23 protein-coding genes are annotated in these 20190 nt (G+C 31.2%); all 23 read left to right on the top strand.

The genetic code is table 11. The features are described 5' to 3' along the window. Positions 1-6: 6 nt before the first annotated feature. Entirely contained in the window at positions 7-1326 is a 1320-nt protein-coding gene (ftsY, locus tag BUB47_RS04440; protein WP_073184161.1) for a signal recognition particle-docking protein FtsY, read from the top strand. Positions 1327-1339: 13 nt separating this feature from the next. Continuing rightward, entirely contained in the window at positions 1340-2500 is a 1161-nt protein-coding gene (gene alr / locus BUB47_RS04435; RefSeq protein ID WP_073184159.1) for an alanine racemase, read from the top strand. A 102-nt stretch (positions 2501-2602) separates the two neighbouring features. Beyond that, a complete protein-coding gene (gene ylxM / locus BUB47_RS04430) occupies positions 2603-2959 on the top strand; it encodes a YlxM family DNA-binding protein (RefSeq protein ID WP_234945631.1) in 357 nt (118 codons plus the stop codon). Then, positions 2959-4296 (top strand): signal recognition particle protein, encoded by a 1338-nt coding sequence (gene ffh, locus BUB47_RS04425; RefSeq protein WP_073184158.1) that lies wholly within the window; start codon positions 2959-2961, stop codon positions 4294-4296. Before ylxM ends, ffh begins: the two co-directional genes overlap by 1 nt. A 53-nt stretch (positions 4297-4349) precedes the next feature. Continuing rightward, positions 4350-4643: a 30S ribosomal protein S16 gene (rpsP, locus tag BUB47_RS04420; RefSeq protein WP_073184155.1), complete on the top strand. Its 294-nt coding sequence runs from the start codon at positions 4350-4352 to the stop codon at positions 4641-4643. Between the two features lie 23 nt (positions 4644-4666). Continuing rightward, positions 4667-4903, top strand: a complete 237-nt coding sequence (locus BUB47_RS04415) for a KH domain-containing protein (RefSeq protein WP_073184153.1) — start codon at positions 4667-4669, stop codon at positions 4901-4903. Continuing rightward, a complete protein-coding gene (rimM, locus tag BUB47_RS04410; RefSeq protein ID WP_073184151.1) occupies positions 4887-5396 on the top strand; it encodes a ribosome maturation factor RimM in 510 nt (169 codons plus the stop codon). The genes BUB47_RS04415 and rimM overlap by 17 nt, the downstream gene beginning before the upstream one ends. Beyond that, positions 5393-6121, top strand: a complete 729-nt coding sequence (gene trmD, locus BUB47_RS04405; RefSeq protein WP_073184149.1) for a tRNA (guanosine(37)-N1)-methyltransferase TrmD — start codon at positions 5393-5395, stop codon at positions 6119-6121. Before rimM ends, trmD begins: the two co-directional genes overlap by 4 nt. A gap of 5 nt (positions 6122-6126) precedes the next feature. Next, positions 6127-6474 carry a 50S ribosomal protein L19 gene (gene rplS, locus BUB47_RS04400; protein WP_073184147.1) on the top strand — a complete coding sequence of 116 codons (348 nt, stop codon included), beginning with the start codon at positions 6127-6129 and terminating at the stop codon, positions 6472-6474. A 100-nt stretch (positions 6475-6574) separates the two neighbouring features. Beyond that, a complete protein-coding gene (locus BUB47_RS04395) occupies positions 6575-8224 on the top strand; it encodes a glycosyl hydrolase family 18 protein (RefSeq protein WP_073184145.1) in 1650 nt (549 codons plus the stop codon). 81 nt (positions 8225-8305) lie between these two features. After that, positions 8306-8944 carry a zinc dependent phospholipase C family protein gene (locus BUB47_RS04390; RefSeq protein ID WP_073184143.1) on the top strand — a complete coding sequence of 213 codons (639 nt, stop codon included), beginning with the start codon at positions 8306-8308 and terminating at the stop codon, positions 8942-8944. 61 nt (positions 8945-9005) lie between these two features. After that, positions 9006-10004 carry an aspartate--ammonia ligase gene (asnA, locus tag BUB47_RS04385; protein WP_073184141.1) on the top strand — a complete coding sequence of 333 codons (999 nt, stop codon included), beginning with the start codon at positions 9006-9008 and terminating at the stop codon, positions 10002-10004. A gap of 82 nt (positions 10005-10086) precedes the next feature. Continuing rightward, complete coding sequence (locus BUB47_RS04380; protein ID WP_327021223.1) at positions 10087-10857, top strand: hypothetical protein; 771 nt, start codon at positions 10087-10089, stop codon at positions 10855-10857. A gap of 39 nt (positions 10858-10896) precedes the next feature. Further along, positions 10897-11391 carry a crossover junction endodeoxyribonuclease RuvC gene (gene ruvC, locus BUB47_RS04375; RefSeq protein ID WP_073184140.1) on the top strand — a complete coding sequence of 165 codons (495 nt, stop codon included), beginning with the start codon at positions 10897-10899 and terminating at the stop codon, positions 11389-11391. A gap of 1 nt (position 11392) precedes the next feature. Next, positions 11393-11989, top strand: a complete 597-nt coding sequence (gene ruvA, locus BUB47_RS04370; protein WP_073184138.1) for a Holliday junction branch migration protein RuvA — start codon at positions 11393-11395, stop codon at positions 11987-11989. 5 nt (positions 11990-11994) lie between these two features. Continuing rightward, the gene (gene ruvB / locus BUB47_RS04365) at positions 11995-13014 is read left to right on the top strand and encodes a Holliday junction branch migration DNA helicase RuvB (RefSeq protein ID WP_073184136.1); all 1020 of its coding nucleotides are present in this window, start codon (positions 11995-11997) and stop codon (positions 13012-13014) included. Further along, positions 13011-14144 (top strand): SpoIID/LytB domain-containing protein, encoded by a 1134-nt coding sequence (locus BUB47_RS04360; RefSeq protein ID WP_073184134.1) that lies wholly within the window; start codon positions 13011-13013, stop codon positions 14142-14144. The genes ruvB and BUB47_RS04360 overlap by 4 nt, the downstream gene beginning before the upstream one ends. Positions 14145-14163: 19 nt before the next feature. After that, complete coding sequence (gene queA, locus BUB47_RS04355) at positions 14164-15189, top strand: tRNA preQ1(34) S-adenosylmethionine ribosyltransferase-isomerase QueA (protein ID WP_073184132.1); 1026 nt, start codon at positions 14164-14166, stop codon at positions 15187-15189. A gap of 79 nt (positions 15190-15268) precedes the next feature. Further along, positions 15269-16384: a tRNA guanosine(34) transglycosylase Tgt gene (tgt, locus tag BUB47_RS04350; protein ID WP_073184130.1), complete on the top strand. Its 1116-nt coding sequence runs from the start codon at positions 15269-15271 to the stop codon at positions 16382-16384. 15 nt (positions 16385-16399) lie between these two features. Further along, positions 16400-16687 carry a preprotein translocase subunit YajC gene (gene yajC / locus BUB47_RS04345; RefSeq protein WP_073184128.1) on the top strand — a complete coding sequence of 96 codons (288 nt, stop codon included), beginning with the start codon at positions 16400-16402 and terminating at the stop codon, positions 16685-16687. A gap of 13 nt (positions 16688-16700) precedes the next feature. Then, positions 16701-16847 (top strand): six-cysteine ranthipeptide SCIFF, encoded by a 147-nt coding sequence (scfA, locus tag BUB47_RS04340; protein ID WP_073184126.1) that lies wholly within the window; start codon positions 16701-16703, stop codon positions 16845-16847. Between the two features lie 51 nt (positions 16848-16898). Then, a complete protein-coding gene (gene scfB / locus BUB47_RS04335; RefSeq protein WP_073184124.1) occupies positions 16899-18245 on the top strand; it encodes a thioether cross-link-forming SCIFF peptide maturase in 1347 nt (448 codons plus the stop codon). A 135-nt stretch (positions 18246-18380) separates the two neighbouring features. Further along, a complete protein-coding gene (locus tag BUB47_RS04330; protein ID WP_073184123.1) occupies positions 18381-19856 on the top strand; it encodes an Lsa family ABC-F type ribosomal protection protein in 1476 nt (491 codons plus the stop codon). Positions 19857-20190 lie beyond the last annotated feature (334 nt).

The following is a 20190-nucleotide window of genomic DNA, read 5'->3' as shown; positions in this document are numbered from 1 at the left end:
GCAAAAATGTTTAAGTGGATAAAAGACAAGCTTTCAAAAAATGAAGATAAAATACAAGAAGAAATAGCGCAAGAAGAAATAGCACAAGAAGAAGTAGTTCAAGAAGAAGTAATACAAGAAGAAATAGCGCAAGAAGAAGTAATACAAGAAGAAATAGCGCAAGAAGAAGTAATACAAGAAGAAATACCACAAAAGGAAATAGCGCAAGAAGAAGTAGCGCAAAAAGAAGCAGTACAAGAAGAAATAGCACAAGAGGAAATAGCGCAAAAAGAAGTAGTACAAGAAGAAATAGCACAAGAAGAAGTAATACAAGAAGAAGTAGCACAAGAGGAAATAGCGCAAGAAGAAGTAATACAAGAAGAAGTAATACAAGAAGAAATAGCACAAGAAGAAATAGTTCAAGAAGAACCTGAAAAAGTATCTATATTTCAAAAGCTAAAACAAGGATTAAGTAAGACTAGACACGAAATGGGAGTTAAAATTAACACAGTTTTAGGTGCATATGTAAAAATTGATGATGAAATGCTAGAAGATATAGAAGATATATTAGTATCAGCTGATATTGGAATGCAAACTACAATGAAATTAATAGATAATTTGAGAACTACAATAATAAATGAAAAAGTTAATGATCCGGCAATGGTTAAGCCTCTGCTAAAAAAAGAAGTAAAAAAACTTATGAATGAAGACTTAGACACAAAAATATGTGATGAAAAACCTACTGTAATATTAGTAGTAGGAGTAAATGGCGTTGGTAAGACAACTACAATTGGAAAGTTATCCAATAAATTAAAGGCAAAGGGCAAGAAAGTTTTAATTGCCGCAGGTGATACATTTAGAGCTGCTGCAATAGATCAGCTTAAAACATGGGGCGACAGAGCTGAAGTTGATGTAATTGCGCACACTGAAGGAGCTGACCCTGCTGCAGTAATATTTGATGGAATATCAGCTGCAAAGTCTAGGAATTGTGATGTGTTAATTTGTGATACAGCTGGTAGACTTCACAATAAGGCAAATTTAATGCAAGAATTAGAGAAAATAAATAGAATAATTGACAGAGGATATCCTGAGGCAAATAGAGAGACGCTACTTGTACTAGATGCCACAACAGGACAAAATGCCATGAACCAAGCAAAGACATTTAAAGAAGTTAGCGATTTATCTGGAATTGTACTGACAAAGTTAGATGGCACAGCTAAGGGTGGAGTTGTTATTGCGCTTCAAAGTGAATTACAAATACCTATAAAATTAGTTGGTGTTGGAGAGGGAATAGATGATCTTCAAGAATTTAATATGGATTCTTTTATAGATGCAATTTTTGACTAGGAGTGTGTAAGTAATGAAATTAACCAGATCCGCATGGATGGAAGTAAATTTAGATAAGCTTGAAAATAATATGAGCCAAATTAAAAATATTGTAGATGATAATATAAAAATAATTTCTGTTGTAAAGAGTAATGCTTACAGCTTTGGAGTTACAAAAATAGTAGAGACATTGAGAAAAACTGGAGTAAATTATTTTGCAGTAGCTACAAACAGTGAAGCATTAAAAATAAGAAAAAACTTTAATGATGTAGACATATTAGTACTTGGCCATACACCAGATTTTTTAATGGAAGATGCTATAGACAACAATATAGTAATGGCTGTATATGATTTAGAATCTGCTTTAAAGTTAAATGAAATGGCCAATTCAAAAAATAAAGTTGCCAGAATTCACTTGGCTATTGACAGTGGAATGAATAGAATTGGATTTAAGTTAAAAGAAAAAAGTTACAGTGATGTAGAAAAAATTAGCAAGCTTGAAAATGTAAAAATTGAAGGAGCTTTTTCACATTTTGCTGCTGCTGACACAGATATTGAATATACAAAAAATCAATTTGCAAATTATAAGACATTTGTAGAAGAAGTTGAAAAAAGAGGCGTTGATGTTGGATTAAAGCACATTAACAATTCACAGGGTATTATAAATTATAAAGAATCCAGCTTAGATGCTGTAAGGCCTGGAATAGTTCAATATGGTTCAACTGAAGGAGTAGAAAGTAAGTATGAAGGCTTTAGTGTTGATTATATTGGGGAAATTAAGGCGAGGATAACTAATTTAAAAGTAATTGAAAAAGGTGAAAAAGTAAGCTATGGTTTAACCTATGAAGCGGATAAGACAACAGAAGTTGCCACAATTCCCCTCGGATATTCCGATGGACTATTAAGACAATTAAGTAATAAAATAGATGTCTTAGTAAATGGCAATAGATGTCCTCAAATAGGAAGAATTTGTATGGATCAGATGATGATTGATGTAACTGGTATGAACTGTAAAATAGGAGATGAAGTAGTAGTTCTTGGCAAACAAGGCAATGAAGAAATCACTATTTTGGAAATAGCAGAAAAAGCCGGAGAGATAGCTACGTCTTATTCTTGTCACTTTTCAATGAGACTTCCAAGAGTTTATATAAGAGATGGAAAAGTTGAAAGTATATATGATATTAACTTAGAATAAAAACCTTTAAAGGTTTTTATTTTTTTGTTGACATATAAGTAAATAGTGAGTATAATAATTAAGGTCAACGAAGAAGATTGACCCTGAAATTTTGGTGATAATGTGATTGAAAATGTAATTGAAATGAATATGCTTTTAGATTTTTATGGTAAGTTATTATCTGAGAAACAATTTAAATCAATGGAAATGTATTACAACTATGATTATTCTTTAAATGAAATTGCAAAAGAACTAGATATTTCCAAGCAAGCTGTTTCAAATAATTTAAAAAGAGCAGAAGTTAATTTAAAAGAATATGAAAGAGATTTAAAGTTGATTGAAAATTTTAACACCAAAGAAAAAGAAAAAAGATGTTTAAAAGATTTGTTTAATGATTTAGAAACTAATTCAAAAGATTTGGACTGTATTACATTGAATAAAATATATTCCATCATTTTTGGAGAAGAGGAGGTTTGCTAATGATATTTGAATCTCTATCGGATAAGTTACAGAGCACAATGTCTATGCTTAGAGGCAAGGGGAAATTATCTGAAAAGGATATTGACGCTGCCATGAGAGAAGTAAAGCTAGCTCTACTTGAAGCAGACGTTAACTTTAAAGTGGTAAAAGACTTTATAAAAACAGTAAAAGAAAGATCACTAGGTTCTGAAGTCATGGATAGTTTGACGCCAGGACAACAAGTTATAAAAATAGTAAATGAAGAGCTCACAGCACTAATGGGTACTGGAGAGGCAAAGATTGACTATTCAAAAAAACCGACAATTATAATGATGTGTGGACTTCAAGGTGCGGGGAAAACAACTACCTCGGCAAAACTTGCGAACTTAATGAAAAAAAACGGAAAGAGACCACTCCTAGTTGCCTGTGACGTATATAGGCCGGCAGCAATTAAACAACTTCAAGTTGTTGGTGAAAGCGTAGATGTTCCAGTATTTACTATGGGAGATAAAATCAGCCCTGTGGATATTGCAAAAGCATCAGTGGAACATGCAAAGAAAAACGGTAATGATGTAGTATTAATAGATACGGCAGGTAGACTTCACATAGATGAAAATCTAATGGAAGAATTAATTGCCATTGATAGCGCTTTAAGTCCTTCTGAAATATTATTAGTACTAGACGCTATGACGGGACAAGATGCAGTAAATGTTGCAGAATCCTTTGATCAAAGATTAAAACTAACTGGAGTAGTACTTACAAAGTTAGACGGAGATGCAAGAGGTGGAGCAGCTCTATCAATAAGAGCAGTTACAAATGTTCCCATAAAATTCACTGCAATGGGAGAAAAATTGGACCAAATTGAAGTTTTTCACCCAGATAGAATGGCTTCTAGGATACTTGGCATGGGAGATGTATTGAGTTTAATAGAAAAGGCCCAGTCAGCAGTAGATGAACAAAAAGCTATTGAACTTGAGAAAAAACTTAGAACTCAAAGTTTTACTTTAGAAGATTTTTTAGATCAACTGGAGCAAATGAAAAATTTGGGTCCTATAGAAGATATTTTGGGAATGCTTCCTGGAATGAACAACAAGATGCTAAAAGGTGTCAATGTTGATGAAAAAGAATTTGCAAAGTTAGAGGCTATTATAAAGTCTATGACAACTGCAGAAAGACAAAAGCCGGATATCATTGATGTCTCTAGAAGAAAGAGAATTGCAGAGGGAAGCGGGACTTCACCTGTAGAAGTGAATAAACTGTTAAAACAGTTTAAAGACTTGAGAAAAATGATGAAGCAATTTGGTGGCATGGGAAAAACAGGTAAGAAGAAAAAATTTAAAATGCCTTTTTCCTTTTAATTAGTTAGAATTTATTTAATATAGATTTAGTATTTATGTGGAGGTGAAATAAGTTGGCAGTAAAAATAAGACTTAGAAGAATGGGAGCTAAAAAGAACCCGTTTTATAGAATAGTGGTTGCTGATTCTCGTAGTCCTAGAGATGGCAAATTCATAGAAGAAATAGGATATTACGATCCATTAACTGAACCAAAAAAAGTAGTTGTGGATTCAGAAAAAGTTAGTAATTGGATAAAAAATGGTGCAAAACCAACAGATACAGTAGACAGATTATTTAGAGAAAACAGTGTATATGAAGCTGAAAAAGAAACAGCTGAAGAAACGAAAACAGAAGATGTTAAAAATTAGTATCTTTTGTATGGAGGAATCAAATGGTTGAATTAGTTGAATATATTGCTAAATCTTTAGTTGATAATCCTGATTTCGTAGAAGTATCATCAAGCAAAGAAAATGATGAGCTAAATATTTGTCTTAAAGTTGCACAAAGCGACATGGGGAAAATAATTGGAAAACAAGGTAGGATTGCAAAGGCTATTCGATCTATTTTAAAAGCAATTTCTCTAAAGGAAAATATAAGGGTTAATTTAGAAATTGAAGAAATTAAATGAATACACGATAATAGGTAAGATTATAAATACTAAGGGTATTAAGGGAGAATTAAAAATACTTCCATTGACGAGTTCAGTAGATAGATTTTCGGATTTAAAAACTGTATTTGTAGGGGAGGATTTAGAAAATTATACCATTTCAAAAGTGTCCTATGATAATAAATTTGCATATATAAAATTTGTGGAATTTAATGATATAAACGAAGTTTTAAAATTTAAAGAACGGTTTTTATACGTTAAAGACAGCGATAGAATTAAACTTGATGAGGGAACTTATTTTATAAGTGATATTATAGGATGTGAAGTATTTAATACTGATAATGAATTTTTAGGAAAGATAGAAGATGTACTTGAAAATCCAGTAAATGACTTATATGTATTAAAGAATGAAAATGGTCAGTACTTAATTCCCGCTGTTAAGCAGTTTATAAAAAAAGTAGATGTAATTAATAAAACTATTATAATTGATCCTATTGAGGGGTTGATTAGTTGAAATTTAGTATTCTCACACTTTTTCCTGAATTTTTTGATTGTTTAAATAACTACAGCATAATAGGTAGGGCAATTAAAGAAGCGAAAATAGAACTAGAGACTGTCAATATTAGAGATTTTTCCCAAAATAAACATGGACAAGTTGATGATTATTCCTACGGCGGAGGCCCTGGTATGGTTATGCAAGTAGGTCCAATTTATAGAGCTATAGAATCTGTTAAAAAAAACAACTCAAAAGTTGTATACTTATCTCCTAAAGGTAGAGTTTTAACTCAAAAGAAGTTAATTGAATACTCAAATTTAGAACATTTAATTTTATTAAATGGACACTATGAGGGAATAGACAACAGAGTCGTAGAAAATTATATTGATGAAGAAATTTCAATAGGAGACTATGTTTTAACAGGAGCTGAAATACCATCTATGGTACTTATTGATGGAATAGCTAGACTCATTCCAGGTGTTTTATCATCTGAGGAGTCATATAGTTTGGAATCCCATTACAATGGACTTTTAGAGTATCCTCAGTACACAAGGCCTAAAGAATTTAACGGGCTAGAAGTACCGGATGTATTGTTAAGTGGAGATCACAAGAAAATTGAACAGTATAGAATTTGCCAGGCTATAAGAACAACGTTAGAAAACAGACCTGATTTAATTGATAGGTCTAAATTATCAGATATAGAAAAAAAATATTTAGATTATATAGAAAGTGAAAGGAGGTAACCTAATTGGATATCATTAGAGCACTTGAAGAAGAACAAATTAAAAAAGATTTACCAGTAGTAAATCCAGGAGATACAGTACAAGTTCATTATAGAATTATTGAAGGTTCTAGAGAAAGAGTTCAAGTTTTTGAAGGTACTGTACTAAAGGTACAAGGAACTGGAGCTAGAAAAACATTTACTGTTAGAAGACTTTCCTATGGAATAGGAGTTGAAAGAACTTTTCTTTTAAATTCCCCAAGAATTGCTAAATTAGAAGTAACTCGTAAGGGTAAAGTTAGACGTGCAAAATTATTTTACTTGAGAGGTAGACAAGGAAAATCTGCCAAAGTTAAAGAAAAAGTTAATTATTAAGAGGAATAGGGCTAAAATAGTCCTATTTTTTATTTAAAGCTTTTAATTTTTAGTATAAGCCTATATAATAGATATATTAAAAATTGATGAGGATGGTTAGATGAAAAAAGTTTTAATAGTATTACTAGCTCTATTAATAATAGCAGCAGGAGGCTTCTACTTTTTAAGGTCTAAAGGCTCTAGCGAAACATCTAATAAATATAAAGATTTTAGCTTTATAAGTGAAGATCAAGATGTGGACAAAAAGGACTTTGCAAGAATTGATGGACAATACTACCTTTCTTTAGATTTTATAAAAGAAAATATAGATGATACAGTTTCCTATGATGAAGCTGAAAAAACCGTTATTTTTACAAATTCTAAAGGCACAAAGAGAGCAAAAGTTGGAGCTGATGAGGGAACTCTAAATACACAAAAATTTGGAATTAGAGATCCAATAATTGAAAAAGATGGAAAGATATTAGTGCCAACAGAAATCTTTATATATGACTATCCTGTGGAATTGACATATGTTCAAGATAAAAAACTGTTACTAATGGACTACACAAATGTAGAATATGCAGTCGGAACTTCTACAGGAGATGGACTTAATATGAGAGAATCTGCAAGTGTAAATTCTCCAATAGTTTCAATATTGGAAAAAGATTCAAAGGTATATGTATATGGCGAAAAGGGCGATTTTTATAAAGTTAGAGAGCTAGACGGATATGCAGGTTACATTAAAAAAGACTTATTAGATGTAGAACTTCCAAAAAATAAATTTAAAATGGATATTCCAGAAGAAAAAAGAGAGGCCAAAGAGCCTCTCAATTTAACATGGGACTATACTTACGGACCTCAGAGCCAAGAGAGTATAAATTTAATTACTGATGTAAAGGGCTTAAATGTAATTTGCCCTACTTGGTTTTCTATAAAAGATACAAATTTAAATATTATTGATAGAGGAAATCAAGAATATGTAGATAAATATAAGAGTTTAGGTATTGAAGTTTGGGCCTATTTAGATAACTCCTTTGATGCTGATTTAACGAGAGAAGTACTTTCTAAAAGCTCTTCCAGAGACACTATAATATTAAAGACATTGGAACTTACAAAAAAATATGGACTTACTGGAATAAATATAGATTTTGAAAATACAAGAGTTGAAGACAGAGATAATATAACTCAGTTTGTAAGGGAGCTCTCAGGAGTTTTCAAACAAGAGGGCTTAGTTGTAAGTGTTGATGTGACTCCTCAAATTTCAAGTAATGTAAAAAATGAACTATATGATAGAAAAGCTCTTGCAGATACTTGTGACTATGTAATGTTAATGGCCTATGATCAGCATTGGTCTTCGTCTCAAACAGCAGGCTCAGTAGCTCAATATAAATGGGTAGAGGGAAATTTAAATGTACTATTTAAACAGATACCTCAAGATAAGTTAGTCTTAGGGATTCCACTTTACTCAAGGCTTTGGAATGAAGATGACACTAAAGTTAAGTCAAGTGCCCTTTCAATGAATCAAGTACAAAATATATTACAAAGTAAAGGTTTAACACCTAAGTGGGATGATGTGTCAAAACAAGACTATGTTGAATACACTGAAGACAATAAACACTATAAAGTGTGGATAGAAGATTCTAACTCAATAGAGTGGAAAGTGTCTCTTGTAAATAAATACAATCTGTCAGGAGTAGCCAGTTGGAGAAAGGGCTTTGAAACTCAAGACATTTGGTCAACTATAGATAAAGTACTATCCCATATAAAATAAGCTTGGAATAAAGCTCAAATACATTGACAAAGTGAGTAAAATGAGTTAAGATTAAATCATTATTTAGGTTTAATTAAAGGGGTGTTTAAAATTCTAACAGACTCACATAAACTTATAGCAAGAGAAATTCATAAAAATATAGTAGAAAATTACGATGTTGATTTAGATATAGATAAATTACAATGGGGTAGTATTGCACCTGATGTATTGCCTTATTATAAATTTAAACGTCATTATAAAGACGAGAGTTTAGAATTCATTTCTAAAGAAATAGTTCACTTAATTTTTTTAGGTAGATATTCTAATTTAAAAAATAAAAACTCTTTCTTCATAAGACAGTTAAGTAAAAAAGTAGGAATCATTTCTCATTACCTATGCGACTTTACTTGTTATCCTCATGCATATAGAGTAACATTTATGGACGATATGAAAAGTCACTTAAAGTATGAATCTGATTTAAATGAGTATGCTATTAATATTCATAAATTTAATGATGTGAATTTAAGTACTGAAGATTTAAATATATATGGTGATGACTCTAAAAAGTTAGCAGACATAGTAGGGGAATATATTGATAGTGTAGTAGAAGAATATATGGAAGATGAAAAATCTTTTTCAAATGATTTAGATTATGCTTTGAAACTTAGTTCAAATGTGGCATTATTTATAATTGAAATGATATTAAATTATTCAGAAGAAATGGAATATCAGTTTAATTAGAAATCTAAGTTCAAATTCTCTCATCAATTGATGAGAGAATTTTTAATTATTGGAGGTAAGGATGAGAAACAACTCAGAGGTAAGCAAATTAAATTTAAAAGAGACTCAAATGGCTATAAAGTCTTTAAAAGATTATTTTCAAAGAGATTTGGCAAATACACTAAATTTAGCAAGAATATCTGCGCCACTAATGGTTAGGCCGGAAACTGGATTAAATGACAACTTAAGTGGAGTTGAAAAAGCAGTAAGCTTTGACATAAGAAATTATGGAATAAATGTTGAAATAGTACAATCATTGGCAAAATGGAAGAGAAATGCCCTAAAAGAATATGGATTTAAATCTTATGAGGGACTTTATGCTGATATGAATGCCATAAGACCGGATGAGGAACTTGACAATATTCACTCAGTCTATGTAGACCAATGGGACTGGGAAGTTATAATAAAAAAAGAAGACCGTACAGAAGAATTTCTAGGACTTATCGTAAGGGAAATTTTTGAGGTGTTTAAAAGAGCCGAAGAATATATAAATCAGGTTTATCCCAATGCGCTAAGTAAAAAATTACCTGAGGAAATATTTATTATATGCGCTCAAGAACTTGAAGACTTATATCCGAATTTATCAGCTAAAGACAGAGAAAGAGAAATAGCTAAAGAGAAAAAAGCCGTATTTATAAAAAAGATAGGTAGGAAATTAAATTCCGGAGAACCTCATGATGTAAGAAGTCCTGATTATGATGATTGGGATTTAAATGGAGATATTTTATTTTGGGATGAAAAAATTGACAATGCAATTGAACTTTCCAGTATGGGAATAAGAGTAGATGAGGAATCTTTAATAAAACAATTAGAAGAATCTAATAAAATGGAGAGAGTAGATCTTCCGTACCATAAGAACCTGTTAAATGGCCAGTTACCCTATACTATTGGTGGAGGAATCGGACAGTCAAGACTTTGTATGTTCTTTTTAGAAAAAAGCCATATAGGTGAGGTACAAGCTTCTGTTTGGGATGAAAAGACTATAGAGGAATGCAATTCAAAGAGAATATTTTTATTATAATAAATATTAAAGTTACAAAATTATTAACAAATTTCTAATAAATTATAGTATAATAACTTTATTAGATATGGAGGAATTAATTATGGAAGCAATGACAAATACGAATAGGGCCGAAAATGATTTAAATTTTTGCTTTAAAGACATAAAAAGATTTTTAATCGAAAAGTTTCTATATGATAACGATACGGAATCTATAAATATTTTGTTAAATATTTATAATTTTGAAGAATCGGTAGAAAATATTCATCCTACATATCTATCTTTGAAACATTTAAAAAAAGATATTATTAAATTTTTAAAAGACAAAGAGGGAAAAGAGTTAATAGCTTATAACTTAAGTAATTTAATTCACGATGATGTAAATAGATTTGAACTGCTTTTGTACCTTGAAGGATATAGAGCGGGTTTAAATGCAAATAAAAGTGTAAATAAACTTGAAATACTGACTTTTAAGTACTATGATATTGAAGATTTGTATATACGCAAAAAATTATTTAACAATGATATTAACAAAGTTGATATTTTAAGATTAAAAGAAAACCTATTAAAAGATGTGAGAAGAGATAAAAAGGTGAAGAAGTATATTCACGATATAGTTTTTAGATTTAACTTGCGCTTAATTAGGAGAAAAATTTTAAATTTAAACTCACATACAGATAAACAGTTGATGTTAAATCTTGATGACAGTGCCCACAATGAAAAGTTTGTAGAGACGGATTCTCACTTAAATAAAGAGGAACTCTATGGTTTAAATAAAAAGATAGTTAGATTTTTATATTTAGACGGAATGAGAATTTTTGGCAATGCCTATTGGGATGGAATCAACGATAAACTTATGAAAAGATACAAATAAAACTAAGATTATATCTTAGTTTTTTTTAAAAGAGGGATTATGATTATATTGGGAATTGACCCTGGACTTGCAATAGTTGGGTATGGATTTATAGAGTTAATTGGAAATAAGTACAGAGTGTTAGACTATGGAGCAATATTAACTGATTCCAAAATGGAATTTCCAATGAGGTTGGAAAAAATATATAGAGATTTAAATAGGCTAATAGAAAAGTATAAGCCCGATGATGTGGCTTTTGAAGAGTTGTTTTTTAATAAAAATGTAAAAACGGCAATTACTGTATCTCATGCTAGAGGAGTGGAAGTGCTCTGCGCAAAAATAAATAACAAAGAACTTTTTGAGTACACGCCCCTACAGATAAAACAAGCCGTTGTAGGCTATGGTAGGGCTGAAAAGAGACAAGTTCAAGAAATGGTGAAGATAATACTTAACTTAAAGGAAATACCTAAACCTGATGATGTTGCAGATGCTTTAGCAGTTGCTATTACTCATGGATCAAGTATTAAATTTAAAGAACAATTTAGGATGAAGTGATATGATAGATTTTATTTATGGAATAGTAAATTATATTTCAGATAATTATATAGTAATAGACAACGGAAGTATTGGATATAAAATTAGCATGTCCTCAAAAGAAATTGAGGAATTGGAAATTTCTGAAGAAGTAAAAGTTTTAACAAAGATGGTTGTCAGAGAGGATGACTTGTCGCTTTATGGGTTTATCCATAGAGACTCCAGAATACTATTTGAACTTTTAACCACTGTAAGTGGTATAGGTCCAAAGGTAGGATTGGGAATTCTATCTGCGCTTACAAATTCGGAAATTAGAAAAGCAATAATGGAGGAAAATTATAAACTCCTAACTACTGCTCCCGGAGTAGGTAAAAAGACGGGAGAGAGGATAATTTTAGAACTTAAAGATAAGATTTTAAAATATTCATTTGATTCACAAATAGAAATTGAAGAGAGTACTGTTAATAGAGAAAAAGATTTAGACACATCTCCGGCTGTTGAAGCGCTAATGAGTTTGGGATACAATAAATACGAAGCTAAAAAAGCTCTATCTGGAGTAGATGAAAATCTTGAGATTTCAAAAGTGATAAAAGAAGCGTTGAAGAATCTTGGGAGGTAATTTTTTTGGAAGATGAAAGAATTGTAGAGCCTAGCTTAACCTCACTTGATCAGTCTATGGACAATAATAGTTTAAGGCCTAAATGGTTAAGCGAATATGTAGGACAAGAAAAAATAGTAGAAAAGTTAAAAATATTTATAGAGGCGGCAAAAAACAGACATGAACCGCTAGATCATTGCTTATTAAACGGACCACCTGGACTTGGAAAAACTACTCTTAGCTATATTATAGCCAATGAAATGGGAGTAAATGTAAAAGTTACCAGTGGACCTGCAATAGAGAGACCAGGTGATTTGGCAAGTATATTGTCAAATTTAAATGAAGATGATGTCTTGTTTATTGATGAAATTCACAGAATAAATAGATCAGTAGAAGAAGTTCTATATCCTGCAATGGAGGACTATGCACTTGACATAATAATTGGAAAGGGACCATCTGCAAGATCTATAAGACTTGACCTTGAAAAGTTTACGTTGATTGGTGCTACTACAAGATCCGGTCAGCTTACATCTCCTCTAAGAGATAGATTTGGAGTAATGCTAAATTTAGAACTATATGATATTAAAAGTTTAACAGAAATTATAACCAGATCAGCCAGTATATTAAATATAGGAATAGAAAGAGATGGGGCACTGGAAATTGCAAGGCGTTCAAGAGGAACTCCAAGAATTGCAAATAGACTTTTAAAGAGAGTTAGAGACTATGCAGAAGTGCGAGAAAATGGAGTTATTACAAAAAAAGTTGCCATAAACGGATTAAACTTACTTGAAATAGACAAACTAGGCTTAGATAATTTAGATAGAAGAATTATTTTGACAATGATAGAAAATTTTTCAGGTAGACCTGTTGGAATTGACGCCATAGCTGCTTCTGTAGGTGAAGAGAGAATAACTATAGAAGATGTATATGAACCTTATTTAATGCAAATAGGATTTTTAAATAGAACTTCCAGAGGGCGTATTGCCACAAAGGCTGCTTACGATCACTTTGGCATAGAATACAAAGAACAGGAGAGTTTTTTATGAAAAAAATTTCGATGTTGGTTTTATTATTGGTAATTTTTTTGTTTCCAACAAATAATTACGCACAAGAAGAGACGTATTTAGATGTTAAAATTGGAAAGACTTATTCTGAAAACGAAGTGCTTACAATTACTTCATCTGAAAATTTATACTTAGTTGATGCAGACTATAATAAAGTTCTAGATTTAAATACAAAGTCAGTAACTGCTACATTAAAAGACAATAAAATTGAAGTAAAAAGTGATTCTCAAACTTATTCTACAGATTTTCCTCAAGATGGAAGTATGCTTATAGGAACAGATGGATTTTTAAAAGTTAAAAATGAATATAGAGGATATATTTCTTTTAGAGTAATAGAAAATAAACTATATGTAATAAATTCTGTTGAATTAGAAAGCTACTTAAAGGGAGTTGTACCGAGAGAATTGTCACCTAGTTATCCAATAGAGGCATTGAAAGCTCAAGCAATCTGTTCAAGAGGATTTGCGCTAAATAATATAAATAAGTATTCAAAACTTGGATATAATCTTGATGACACTACTAATTGTCAGGCATATGAGGGAAAGACTATAGAAAGTGAAAACTCAAATAAAGCTGTAGACGAGACTAAGGGAATTTATGCCACATATGATGGAAAAGTTGCAAATACTATTTATGGTGCATCTTCAGGTGGAACTACTGCAAATGCAAATGAAGTGTGGATGGGAGATAGTATATCCTATTTAAAGGCAATAGAGGACCCATATTCAAGTAATTATACTTGGGAGTGTGAGTTTGGTTCAGATGAAATAAATAAGGCATTAAAAGCCAGTGGAAAAGACGTTGGAGACTTTTTAAACTTTAACATTGCAGAAGTGGACAGTTCAGGAAGAGTTAAGAACATAGATATAATTGGAACTGATAAAACTGAAACTGTTACAGGAAGTCAGTTTAGAAATATATTTGGAAATATGAAATTAAAAAGTACACTATTTACAATCTCAGCTACTGAAAAGGGTATTGTATTTAATGGAAAGGGATTTGGGCATGGCGTTGGCATGAGTCAACTTGGCGCTGTGGAAATGGCAAAAACGGGAAAAAGTGCCAATGAAATAATTGGATTTTACTTCCCGGGAGTAATTTTAAATAAGTAAATTAGAAGGGACATTTTAGATGAAGACAAGTGATTTTAACTATGATCTACCTAAGGAGCTAATAGCACAACATCCCTTAGAAAAGAGATCAAATTCAAGACTACTACTTTTAAATAAAAAAACGGGAGAAATTAAACATGAACACTTTTATGATATATATGACCATTTAAATAAAGGTGACGTTTTGGTTTTAAATGACACTAGAGTTTTACCGGCTAGAATACATGGCAGTAGAGAGGGAAAAGAAGAGCACATAGAATTTTTACTATTAAAGAGACTTAATGGCGGAGATGTGTGGGAGTGTCTATGTAAACCAGGTAAAAAGGTGAAGATAGGTACGAAAATATTTTTTTCAGATAAGTTAAAAGCTGAAGTAATAGATATAGCTGAAGACGGAAATAGATTTATAGAGTTTAAATATGATGGTATCTTTGAAGAAATATTAGATGAACTTGGAGAAATGCCACTTCCTCCATATATAACAGAAAAGTTAGAAGACAAAGAGAGGTACCAAACTGTATATTCAAAAGTTGAAGGTTCAGCAGCAGCACCTACAGCGGGGCTTCATTTTACATTGGAGCTTTTAGAAAAGCTTGAAGAAAAAGGTGTGGAAATTTTATATATTACTTTACACGTTGGACTTGGAACATTTAGACCTGTAAAAGTAGATGATGTAAAAAATCACAATATGCACTCGGAGTTTTATGTAATTAGTGAAGAAGTGGCAGAAAAAATAAATAGAGCTAAAAGTGAAAATAGAAGAATTGTGTCTGTGGGAACTACATCAGTGAGAACACTGGAAACAGCCTCTGATGAAGACGGATTTGTAAAAGAGTCAAGTGGTTGGACTGATATCTTTATCTATCCGGGATACAAATTTAAGTGCGTAGATGCACTGATTACAAATTTTCACTTACCTGAGTCAACACTTTTAATGTTGGTTTCAGCTTTTTCATCTAAAGATATTATCTTAAATGCCTATAAAGTGGCAGTTGATGAAAAATATAGATTTTTTAGTTTTGGAGACGCTATGTTTTTATATTGAAAAAACATTGCGTTTTTCATATTGTGAGGGATATAATATGGCAGTATTGTATTTTATAGAATAATTGTTAGGAGAAAATATGTTTGAATTTGAACTTATAAAAGAATCAAAAGAGTGTAAGGCAAGACTTGGAAAAATAAAGACCAATCATGGAGAAATAGAAACTCCTATTTTTATGCCTGTTGGAACTAGAGCTACAGTAAAGACAATGACTCCTGAGGAGTTAAAAGAAATTGAAGCTCAAATAATACTTTCAAACACTTACCATTTATTTTTAAAACCTGGAACAGATATTATAAAAGAAGCAGGTGGACTGCATAAATTTATGAATTGGGATAAGCCGATTTTAACAGACAGTGGCGGATTTCAAGTTTTCAGCTTAAGTGATAATAGAAAAATCACAGAAGAGGGAGTGGAATTTAGATCCCATATTGATGGCTCAAAGAAATTTTTATCGCCGGAGATATCTGTAGATATACAAAATATTTTAGGCTCAGATATAATGATGTGCTTTGATGAGTGTGCTCCTTATCCTGCAAGCCATGAATATATTGAACACTCTATGAACAGAACTACTAGATGGGCTAAGAGATGTAAAGAACACCATAAAAACACTGACAATCAAGCTCTATTTGGTATAATTCAGGGAGGAATGTATAAAGACCTTAGAAGACAAAGTGCAGAGGCGCTAGTTGAATTTGACTTTCCGGGATATGCAGTTGGAGGATTAAGTGTTGGAGAACCTCTTGAACTTATGAATGAAGTACTGGACTATACAACGGACTACATGCCCAAAGACAAACCAAGATACTTAATGGGAGTGGGAACACCTGATTATTTATTTGAGGCAGTAGAGAGGGGAATTGACATGGCAGATTGTGTGCTGCCAACGAGAATTGCAAGAAATGGAACAGTTATGACATCAAGTGGAAAACTTGTAATAAAAAATGGAAAGTATAAATCGGATTTTACACCACTGGATAGTGAGTGTGATTGCTATGTATGTAAAAATTATTCAAGAGCTTATATTAGACATTTATTTAATGTAGATGAAATTTTAGGACTTAGACTTGCAACGATTCACAACCTACATTTTCTAATTACGCTTATGAAAAATATTAGAGAATCCATAAAAAATGATAACTTCTTAGAATTTAAAGATGACTTTTATGGGAAATATGGTTATAATAGTTAAGAAAGGAGAGGTTTTATGAATGCAAATGCACTAGCTAGTTTTGTGCCCATTATAATATTATTTGTAATAATGTACTTTATGATGATTAGGCCACAAAAGAAAAAAGATGCTCAAATGAAAGAAATGATTGCCAATTTAAAAGTTGGAGACAACATTATAACAATTGGTGGAATTATGGGTAAAATAGTAATAGTTAAAGATGATTATGTATGTTTAGAAACTTCTGGTGAAAAATCTAGAATTGATATAATGAAGTGGGGCATTAATGCCGTAGTTAACAAAACAGAAGATTTAAAAGCTTAAGGGGGTAGAACTTATGAAACATATAAGAACTCTTACAAATAAGAGATTAAAAGATACTTATGCAAAAGGCGGTTGTGGAGAGTGTCAAACTTCCTGTCAATCAGCTTGCAAAACATCTTGCACAGTTGGAAATCAAAAATGTGAAAATAATAGTAAGTAAGAGGGTTGGTGTTATCCACCCTTTTATTTTTGTTAATGGGAGATTTTAAAGATGTCAGATATTCATAAATTTTATTTAAATGACAAATATATAATTTTAGATATAGCTAGCGGTTCAGTTCATGTAGTAGATGAAATAATCTACGACTTAGTAGATGACTATTTAAATTCCAGCAGTGAAAAATTAGTTGAAAAATACTCTGGTAAGTACAGTGTGGACTCTATAGAAGAAGCTATTTCAGAAATTAAAGAATTAAAAGAAGAAGAATTATTATTTACAGAGGACAAGAGACTTTCAAAGCCTGTTTACAATCCTCAAAATATTGTAAAGGCAATGTGTCTGCACGTTGCACATGACTGTAATTTACGATGTGAATACTGTTTTGCATCACAGGGAGATTTTCACGGTCAAAGACTTTTAATGACTGAAGAAGTTGGAAAAAAAGCTTTGGACTACTTGCTGGAAAATTCTGGAAGTAGAGTAAATTTAGAAGTGGACTTTTTTGGTGGAGAGCCACTTATGAATTTTGACTTAATAAAAAAATTAGTAGATTATGGAAGATCAAAAGAAAAAGAATACAATAAGCACTTTAGATTTACAGTAACTACAAATGGAGTTTTGTTAAATGATGAAATAAACGACTATATAAACGAAAATATGGACAATGTAGTATTATCTCTTGATGGAAGAAAAGAGATAAATGACTATATGAGACCGACTACAAATGGTAAGGGCTCTTACGATTTAATAGTTCCAAAATTTAAAGAACTAATAGATAAAAGAGGAGATAAAGACTACTATATTAGAGGTACATTTACTAATAAAAATCTTGATTTTTCCGAAGACTTATTAGAATACTATAAACTTGGATTTAAAAAGACTTCTATTGAACCTGTTGTAACAGATGAGAGAGAAGAATATGCAATAAGAGAAGAGCACTTAGAAGAAATTTTAGACGAGTACGAAAAAATGAGCAAGGACTATATAAAAATAAAGAAAGAAGATAAGGACTTTTTATTTTTTCACTTTATGATAGATTTAACTCAAGGACCTTGCATAATTAAAAGAACTGTTGGATGTGGAGCAGGCTCTGAATATATGGCAGTTACTCCCGATGGAGATTTTTATCCATGTCATCAGTTTGTAGGAGAAGAAGAATTTAAAATAGGCGACGTCTATAACGGTGTAAAAAACACTACTTTAAGAGATGAGTTTAAAGGCACCAATGTATATACTAAAGAAGAGTGTTATAACTGTTGGGCAAGGTACTACTGCAGCGGAGGTTGTCATGCAAATGCCTACTACTCAAACAATGATATAACAAAGCCCTATAAAGTAGGCTGTGAAATGGAAAAGAAGAGAATAGAGTGTGCAATTTCAATACTTGCAAATGAATAACCACTTTTAGTGGTTATTTTTTAATTGAAATATGTTATTATATTTATAGATTAAAAAGAAAGGGTGTATGGGATGTAATTTTAACTTCTAATGAAAATGTGTGTAATGAAAAATAATATTGTTAGGAGTGATTTTATGTCTTTAATACAAATTTCAAACTTAACTTTCTCTTATGATGGAAGTTATGATAATATTTTTGAAAATGCGAGTTTTCAAATAGACAGCGATTGGAAATTGGGATTTATTGGAAGAAATGGTAGAGGAAAGACTACATTTTTTAATCTGCTACTGGGAAAATATGAATACAGTGGTCAAATCAATTCATCGGTTACATTTGATTACTTTCCCTATGAAGTAAAAAATAAATCCGAGCTGACATTAAATATACTAAGTGAGATGTCAAGCCAGTCAGAAGACTGGGAATTTATGAGGGAGTTATCTCTACTGGATATTGACGTAGAAGTTTTATACAGACCCTTTGAAACACTTTCAAATGGAGAGCAGACTAAAGTTCTATTGGCAGCGCTATTTTTAAAAGAGGGCAACTTCTTATTAATAGATGAACCTACAAATCACTTAGATGCACTTGCCAGAAAAACAGTATCTAACTATTTAAAAACAAAGAAGAGTTTTATTTTAGTATCTCATGACAGAGAGTTTTTAGATGAGTCAGTTGACCATATACTTTCAATAAATAGGGAAAATATAGAAGTACAAAGTGGAAAATTTTCAACATGGTGGGAAAATAAAAAGCGACAAGATGAATATGAACTAAAGAAAAATGAAGGTTTAAAAAAAGACATTTCCAGATTAAAAAAATCTGCAGATAGAACCTCCAGATGGTCGGACAAAGTTGAAAAGTCAAAGGGAGTAAAGGTATCAGGCAATAAACCTGACAAGGGCTATGTTGGACATAAGTCTGCTAAGCTGATGAAGAGGGCAAAGACTTTAGAAACGAGACAAAATTCTGCTCTAGAGGAAAAGATTAAACTTTTAAAAAATATTGAACAAAATGATGAGTTAAAAATAAATCCATTGAAACACCACTTAAATAGATTAATTGAATTTTCGGATGTGGAGTGTTTTTATGGGGAGCACAAGGTGTGTGGACCAATATCCTTTATAGTTGAAAATGGAGATAGAGTTGCATTAAATGGCAGCAATGGAAGTGGAAAAACTACGATTTTAAAAATGATTTTAGGAGAGCAAATAAAATATACTGGACAGTTTAACGTGGCATCAAATTTAAAAATATCTTACGTTTCACAAGACACTTCTGGTTTAAAGGGAAACTTACAGGAATATGCTTTAATGAAAGATATAGATGAGAGTTTATTTAAAACTATTTTAAGAAAAATGGACTTTGAGAGAGTACAGTTTGAAAAAAATATTGAAGATTTTTCAAGTGGTCAAAAGAAAAAAGTTTTAATTGCTGCAAGTTTATGTGAAGAAGCTCACATTTATATTTGGGATGAACCTTTAAATTATATTGATATATTTTCTCGTATGCAAATAGAGGATTTAATTGAGGAGTTTAAACCGACTATGTTATTTGTAGAACATGATATGTTTTTTAGAGAAGAGATTGCAACTAAAATTATAAATATGTAAGTAAAATGGTTCTAAATTTATAAAATTTAGAACCGTTTTTTTAGGTTCTATAATAAATGTTGGGGTGAGTACTCCAACATTTATTTTTTTGCAAAAAAAGAATGCACGTATCCCAAAAATCCTTTACCATATAAAGTGACTAAACCAAATAGAAAGGGTGAAATACGTGCAAGATAATTATATACAAAAACTTCTCAATATTAAAGATATTATTGTAACAAATATAACAGAAAATAGTGAAACCATAGAAGTTTCTATTAAGTCTACTAATAATACAGGTATTTGTCCTTGTTGTAAACAGCCTACTACAAGAATTCATGACTATAGACTCCAA

The sequence above is a fragment of the Anaerosphaera aminiphila DSM 21120 genome (assembly GCF_900129925.1).
GTDB lineage: Bacteria > Bacillota > Clostridia > Tissierellales > Peptoniphilaceae > Anaerosphaera > Anaerosphaera aminiphila.
This window is presented reverse-complemented; position numbering and strand designations above follow the sequence as displayed.